Raw genomic sequence first — 7,679 nt, forward strand, 5'->3', positions numbered from 1 at the left:
GTGCGAGACGCAGGAAGGCAGCTTTCGATCCGGGCGCCCTCGGGAATCTCGACGAACTACTCCCCACCCTGAGCATCGTCACTAAACGCGACGCGCCGGCGCAAGAACCGCCACCCCCAAAACCCACCGACGAACAAGGCGACGCCGCACCCGAACCCACCGCGAAACCCTCACCCGAGGTGACGCCGAAGGTGTCGCCCGAGCCCGCCGAGACAGACAATGCGTCACCAGACACCGAAGACCCGGCTCCGGAACCCACTCACCCCGCCCCCGAGACAACAAGATTCGTCGCCGCGCCCCGCAGAAAGCCCAAAACACGCAGCGACAGCAATCCCGCGCCGATACGGATCGCGCCGCCGGAGGTCTACTTACCCCCCGCCGTGTACGCAGCATTACGCCAACTCACGCTCGAGGAGCGACAGCGGGACCGCGCCACCGCACGCCCCTACGGCCAAGTGGTTCTCGATGCCGTTGAGACGCACGCTGGCGAACTGCAGCGCCACTGGAACACCCCGGAACCCCAGACAAGTACCGGACTCTTCAAGCGTCGCGAGACCAGGGCACAGCCGCGTCGCCGTCGGCATAGCGAGATACAGGCGCGTGTGCCCCTGGGAGGCATCATCTCCTCCGATACCGCAACGCTCGATGCCCTCGTCGAAGAGTGGTCCGCCGGTAGCCGCAGCGCGCTGGTCGAACACGCGCTTCGCCTGTATCTCAATGTGCGACCAGACTGAGCACAACCGCACAATGTCAGGCCGCAGGCGGCGACGGTCCATGCAGGTGTCGAACCCGAATAGCGGACACAGCCGGAGCGACGACAACGGCCCTGGTCAGGCCGAACCAGGTCGCCCGGGGAGGCAACGCGGCCGCGGAAGAATCCGGTGTCGGCACTTCTGCCCGATACCGTGACGCAGTGACCGACATGGAGTTCTCCCGAGACACGATCGCGGGTCTCGCACTACTTCTCGTCGTCGGTCTTGCAGCGCTCACCCCCGGTGTGTCCATGTCTGGAACGGGCTACACAGCCACGACACCAAATTGGCTACCGAAATCTCGCTCCTGATCCTTCTCCTCTTCGTCGGCAGCGCAGCAACCACCTACGCGTGCCGCGGACTCTGAATCCGCTTGCGCCGATTAACACACGATTGACTGGACCGTTCGACACGATCAACCCACGCAGGCCAACGCTGCAACGATCGCGACGACGAAACCCAGTGGGAAACCCTTTGTCCGCATCGACTGACTGGCGACCCGTTGGTAGCCCACGGCTGGCTCCGACAACTTCACATCAGAACGAACCATCGCGACGACCGAGCCTGCACAAAGCCGCGCCCTCGTTCCTGCACACAACCGGCGGTTTGCCTGCACGCACCCTGCGTCACACCGCCTTACCAGGCTCCAACGGCTCAGAATCGGGCCCGATCGCGCGACCATCGTTGTAGGTCTCCGCGATCACTCTCAGTTGCGCTGCGAACGCCTCCTGAGTGAATTGCATCAGCGAATACGGCCGCCCGGTCTTGCGGCGTACAAGACGTACAGCGGCCCGGGCCAACGCGTGCAGATCATGGGTCACATTGACTGTGCTCGTCGCACGCGAAGGCCGCATATGCCGCCCAACATCGTTCACCACAGGTGGCCTCCAGCCCCTAAGCGACCACTGCCCGTTGCCCGAACAGCCCCAGCTTCTGCATATGGGTCAGCGCAGCCCGGTAGTCGCTGGTGACCGTCTTTGCCCTGTAACCGTATATCGGCACCGGAACATAGTTCGTGTACGCCTCATCCACGATGCTCGCACGACGGATCGGCGGCGTAACCCTATCCGCATACTCACTGAGCAGATCATCCATCTGCTCACGGTAGACGTCTCCAATCGGCGGCACCGCGCAAGGGACGATGGATAGCAACGGAACGTCGACTCGGTAGGTCCGCTTGATCTTCCGCAGTTCCTGCTCCAACGCCGGGATGCCTTCGTTCTCCTTGCCGGAGGGCTTCGTGCACGTGATCAGGCCCCATGAACCATGAGGCCCTTCCTCATCAACTGTGGTGGCAAGAATTCCTGCGATCACCAAAACGTTCAGGGAGCCGGGGGAGTCGATCAAGGTGACGTCGACCGGATCCGCTTCCTCGAGGGCGTCACGCAGATGAAGCACACCACCTGTCACCGCAGGCAACTCCACGATCAACTTGTCGAGTGTGTCGCGCGCGGCGGGCACAATCGTCAGGTTGGGGATCTCCTCGTATACGGGCTGGTCACCTTCGCCGTAGCCCCGCAACACCCGCGCTGGGCGCTCGACGTCCTTGATTGACGCGTTGCGCCGCAGCACGTCGGCGGCGGTCTTACCCGAAGCTTCCGGGTACCCGAGCCACGTGCTCGCGTTTGCCTGGCTATCCATGTCGAGAACTCGAACGCGGTATCCGTCCTGAGCGAGCAAAGTGGCAGTCGAGGTGACAGTCGTTGTTTTGCCGGCACTGCCGGACAGGGTTGCTACTGCATAGGTAGCCACGGGAACTCCTTGCGGTTGAATGTCGTGCATTGGATTGATGTCTGATTCGGGTGATGCACCGTGCATCACCCGGCGAAGCGATGTATGAACTTCGGTGATGCACCGTGCATCACCGATCAGCCGGCGTCACGTAACTCGCGGCGCGCTGCATCGAGACGAGCTTCCTCCCATGCGGTCGGCCGGTACCCAGCGCGCTCGGACAGCAAGTCCAAGTACGTGAGGTCCGATACCCCCCACTCCCGAGAGTCATTCGCTGCCGCAAGTTCGTAACCAGCGACCGCGCAGGCCCAGGCCATCTCAGTGCGGCGCTTCTCGTCGCCGTTCTCGGCGCTCATCCTGAACTCGGTCGCGTCAAGACCTTCCAGCCGCATATACGCCTGAGCCAGGCGCCACCCTTCCGCGCTCGTCGCTAACGCGGAAACACCGTAGGCGTATTGGTCGATGAAGTAGTTCACCAACTTCTCCCGCGGAGGAACCGAGGCTACAAGCTTCTTGCCCGCCTCGCGACGAGCCTTCTGTGCCGCCGTCCGTGCTTCCGCTTCCAATCTTGCGGCCGATTCGGTGGCATCCTCATCGGTCGGCTTGTCTTTTGCGTAGAAGACAAGCGTTCCCTGACCGGAGTCGATCGCGCCGACAACGTTTCCACTCGCAAGATCGACATCGGTGACCTCAAACAGTCGATGCTCATGAAGACTATCGCCGAACCGCTCGCGGGGATCCACAATCTCGAGACCCGCAGCCATCGCCTGCTCCCGCGACTTTCGCTCGGTCAACACACGTTCAGCGGCACGGGTCGGGCTCATTCCGCGATCGGACATTAGCGCGAACGCCGCGAGCTGCTCAGCGCGACGGTCATCCGTGCCCTGAGTCGGGTCCACCTTCTTCTGCCAATTTCGAGCAGGACCGTAGGGGAGCGCCCCCGCCAGCGCCGCACCCTCGGCACCACGAATCGCATCCTCCGCAATCGCGGCCTGAATCTCAGGGGCGAGCAGTAGCATCGACAGCCGCCTCGACACCGTCGCCTGGTCGACACCGAGCTTCTCCGCGATCGCACGCTGCGACAACCCCAGCTCGGAATACCGAGCGAACATCTGAGCCTCAGCCAGTTCCGAAAGGTCTTGACGACCAAGATTCTCCAGCGTCATGGCATCGAGGTCGCCGTGATCATCCATCACGGCGTCATCGATTACTGCAGGAATCGTTGTCAAGCCGGCTGCGATGGCGGCCGCGCGACGACGGTGCCCATAGATGACCACATACTCGGCATCGTCGCCAATAGCGCGAGCGAGGTCGGGCCGCTGCGCGAGGAAGCCCGCGCGCGTTACCAGCAGCGCTGGAACCTTGATGCCATTTGCCCTGGCTCCATTGACCAGTTCATCCCATTTCGGGTCACCAGTCTGAGGCTTAGACCTGTCTGGGTCATTGAATGGGTGAGGGGCGGTTTGGAGTACCGGAACCTGCACAACGGTCTGACCGTCGGCTGCAGCCAGTCCGACCAGCGCGGCGGTAATGCCGCCCGAGTCTGCATCACCGTTCGCCTGCGTCGTAGTTACATCACCGGAGGCGGCGGCCGCGAGTTCCTCACTCTCTTCGCCGCCAGCGAACTTTCGGAACCGGCTCGCAGTCTTCCTGCCCGCCGGTTTGCGCGCGGCGGGCTTCCGCTTGGTCGCGGCCGGCCCGGTCGATGGACTGGCGGCCACAATTTCGGATGTCACTCCGGCGTTCATCATCCTCCATTCTCTGCGCATGCTTTGCATGTATTTAGATGGAGAGTACTGGGATCGAACTTTCTCCTTGGATATCTGCGGCGGCGTGTCGCATATCCGGTGATGCACGGTGCATCACCGAAGCCTCAACCCACCCGGCCGGACCACATCGATTCCGCAGGAGCGCGGCGGGTGGCACTCTGCCGGTGGTGCTGCGTGCACCACCACGATCTGTCCGATCGGTGATGCACGGTGCATCACGGAGGACGCGTCCCATTCCGGACCAGACTAAGTCAGCACCGTGCCCGTGGTGGTCTACCTCGAACCCACCGACTCCCTTGGGGCAACCCCGCCGCTGGAAAACCTGGACAGAGGGACGTCTTGAGCGCGACCTCATGCCACGCTCAGGGAGCCACGCGACACTTAGTACGCCCACATCGCGGGGGTCTGACTGTGATGCACCGCGCATCAGCCGGAGCAAGGCTGTCGGCAACCCGGCGGTGATGCACGGTGCATCACTGGGACTTGAGCTGTCCGGTGATGCACGGTGCATCACCGCGGAGGACTCGCGATCGGCGTGGCTCGCCGCCTACTCGACCGCTTGGCGCGGCCGACCGATTGCCAGTCGACGCTGCGGTGATGCACGGTGCATCACCGCAGGGGTCGCGCACCAGAGTGGAAGCAGCGGCCGCTAAGTCAGCGAAAGGGCGTCGGCGACGGGAAGGCCTTCCATTGCCTTCGGTGATGCACGGTGCATCACCGAATCCTCAACCCACCCGGCCGGACCACATCGATTCCGCAGGAGCGCGGCGGGTGGCACTCCGCCGGTGGTGCTGCGTGCACCACCACGACCTGTCCGATCGGTGATGCACGGTGCATCACCGGGACTTGAGCGTCGGGTGATGCACGGTGCATCACCGGACAGACAGTTAGGCGAGGTGCAGCCGCAGGTGGCTGTGACAGCCAGTGATCCGGCGCCCGCGTGAGCGTGCCACTGCCGGCCGGTGATGCACGGTGCATCACTGGGACTTGAGCGTCGGGTGATGCACGGTGCATCACTAGGACTTGAGCTGTCCGGTGATGCACGGTGCATCACCGCAGGGGTCGCGCACCAGAGTGGAAGCAGCGGCCGCTAAGTCAGCGAAAGGGCGTCGGCGACGGGAAGGCCTTCCATTGCCTTCGGTGATGCACGGTGCATCACCGAAGCCTCAACCCACCCGGCCGGACCACATCGATTCCGCAGGAGCGCGGCGGGTGGCACTCCGCCGGTGGTGCTGCGTGCACCACCACGACCTGTCCGATCGGTGATGCACGGTGCATCACCGGGACTTGAGCGTCGGGTGATGCACGGTGCATCACCGGACAGACAGTTAGGCGAGGTGCAGCCGCAGGTGGCTGTGACAGCCAATGATCCGGCGCCCGCGTGAGCGTGCCACTGCCGGCCGGTGATGCACGGTGCATCACCGAGGACGCGTCCCATTCCGGACCAGACTAAGTCAGCACCGTGCCCGTGGTGGTCTACCTCGAACCCACCGACTCCCTTGGGGCAACCCCGCCGCTGGAAAACCTGGACAGAGGGACGTCTTGAGCGCGACCTCATGCCACGCTCAGGGAGCCACGCGACACTTAGTACGCCCACATCGCGGGGGTCTGACTGTGATGCACCGTGCATCAGCCGGAGCAAGGCTGTCGGCAAGACGCGGAGCTACGACAACAACGTGTGCCGTCGCCCGGGTAGGGCGTTCCTTTAGTGACCGCTTGAGGAGTTCGTTTTGAGGGGCCGTGAGCCTGTCGAGCGGATCACCGTTCACGATCTTGCCGAGGTCCGCGAAAGGACGGGACCAGTGCACATTGTGAGCCTTGTGGGACGCCTCCGGCGGGCGGCGCCAAATGAGAGTGGAGCAACATCGTCGGCTGGCTGATTCGAACCTGCCCGAGGTGCGGTAGATGGCCGAGCGAGTATGCCGGTTTCGCTCTTGCAATCGGCGAGTCATTCCCCACAACGGTGCGTCTCTGTCGCTCCGGCATGATGACGCTCCTCCGAGTTCACTGCCTTGGTCCTGCGGGATGAGTCCGTTCTCAAGACAGCGCAATCGGACCTGAGCGGCATCCGGGGGAGTGGGCGTGTCGCGACTTGATGGTAATCAAGAAAAAGGTGGGCTTGAAGTCGACTTGCGGGCGCCCACGGAGCGTTGCCCGATCGAGCCGTGGGTGATGCACGGTGCATCACCCACGGACGCCTTGGTCGAATATGACGCGGACCAACCGAATACTGTCCATCGAGCCGGGCTCTTCTGAAGTGCTCTGTGCACTTTCCCCGCCCGGTCCGGGGCAAGATCTCGACGATCATGTTTCGGATCGCACCGCGCCGGCCTTCGAATTCAATTCCGCCCGAATCCTCGGACTAGGAGCCAACCGCCACGACGCGGCCACCCACCTCACCTGTCTTATTCCCACACACTAGGCCGAATCACCAACAATGCGCGCAAACGTCTCGTGATCCGTCGAGGGTGGAGAACTTTGGCGCACTGGCCAGTCTTTCTGCTAGCCCAACCCGATGGGAAATTGGATGCTCCCTTTAGTTATGCCTCGTCCATCTCTGACTTGATCGCCCTGACCTCGCCTGGCCAACTCATTGGGGTGATGCACGGTGCATCACCCCAATGCGGTCTGCTCCTCGACTTGAGGGCATGAATCCGACACCTCGCCCAGTCGCAGCATGACAATCGAACATGGCCGAGGAACCGACCTCCTTTGGATTCGGCAGGTCCTTGGTGAAGGCGCCCGAGGCTTGGTTTAGCAGTTCGTCGCGGTCGTCCAGCACCGTCGAATCTGCCGAGATCCGTCCCGAATCCAGCGGCCGATGACTCGACATGAATCGTCCGCCACTCTTCTTCGCGAAAGGGAGGCGGCCTCATCTCACCAACGCACTCCAACGATTGCTGGCGATTTGACCGCCCGGGTGCCATCGCCTCACAGGTTCCTCATCGATCGCGCGACGCCCGGTGTGACAGCCCAAACCTGTTAGCTTGCGGACAAATCTTCCACGTCCACAACGACAGTGGACCGACCGACAAGACAGTGCCTATCGGAATTCGACTCCCGACACAAGACATTGCTTCAACTGCTTCCAGTTCGTCCTCGGTTCGAATGAACTGCTTTCCTTTGTGTCCTAAATGAATCCGAGGGACCGACGCGTCGTCGCTCTTGACGGGATCACCCAACCGATCCCATGCCGACGACGTTTACAACCTCAACTCCCGGGAGGCGGGTGATCAGTAAGTGACTCACCCCGACCGCCCACTCTCTCGCCTGCCCGCGCCCTGTTCGGCCTCGGGCCGGCGAGAGAGGAACACGAAATGACGCCGCGACAGCGAAAATACACTCAACACCGTCCCGGGGCGCGGGGGGGGCCCGCCCCCGCCCCGGGGGGCCCCACAGGGCCAGTGTGTTAAAAAAAAAAAACAGC

General features: G+C 62.9%; 3 protein-coding genes. 1 reads left to right on the plus strand and 2 read right to left on the minus strand.

Annotated elements, in window-relative coordinates; translation table 11 throughout:
- Nucleotides 1-734: hypothetical protein (locus tag ACFTZB_RS40370; RefSeq protein WP_378440752.1), on the plus strand; the 734-nt coding region annotated here is incomplete at its 5' end.
- Nucleotides 735-1,646: 912 nt separating this feature from the next.
- On the opposite strand, the gene ACFTZB_RS40375 is transcribed toward ACFTZB_RS40370, so the two are convergent.
- Together ACFTZB_RS40375 and ACFTZB_RS40380 are read right to left on the minus strand one after the other, a co-directional pair.
- Nucleotides 1,647-2,504, minus strand: a complete 858-nt coding sequence (locus ACFTZB_RS40375) for a ParA family protein (protein ID WP_378440754.1) — start codon at nucleotides 2,502-2,504, stop codon at nucleotides 1,647-1,649.
- Nucleotides 2,505-2,620: 116 nt separating this feature from the next.
- Nucleotides 2,621-4,231: a ParB/RepB/Spo0J family partition protein gene (locus tag ACFTZB_RS40380; RefSeq protein WP_378440756.1), complete on the minus strand. Its 1,611-nt coding sequence runs from the start codon at nucleotides 4,229-4,231 to the stop codon at nucleotides 2,621-2,623.
- Between the last annotated feature and the right edge of the window lie 3,448 nt (nucleotides 4,232-7,679).

Source organism: Rhodococcus sp. NPDC057014 (genome assembly GCF_042673295.1).
Lineage (GTDB): Bacteria > Actinomycetota > Actinomycetes > Mycobacteriales > Mycobacteriaceae > Rhodococcus_F.

Bases quoted from the DNA above. Each gene is read 5' to 3' on its own strand.
- ACFTZB_RS40380 (WP_378440756.1), bottom strand. From the start codon at position 4,231: ATGAACGCCGGAGTGACATCCGAAATTGTGGCCGCCAGTCCATCGACC.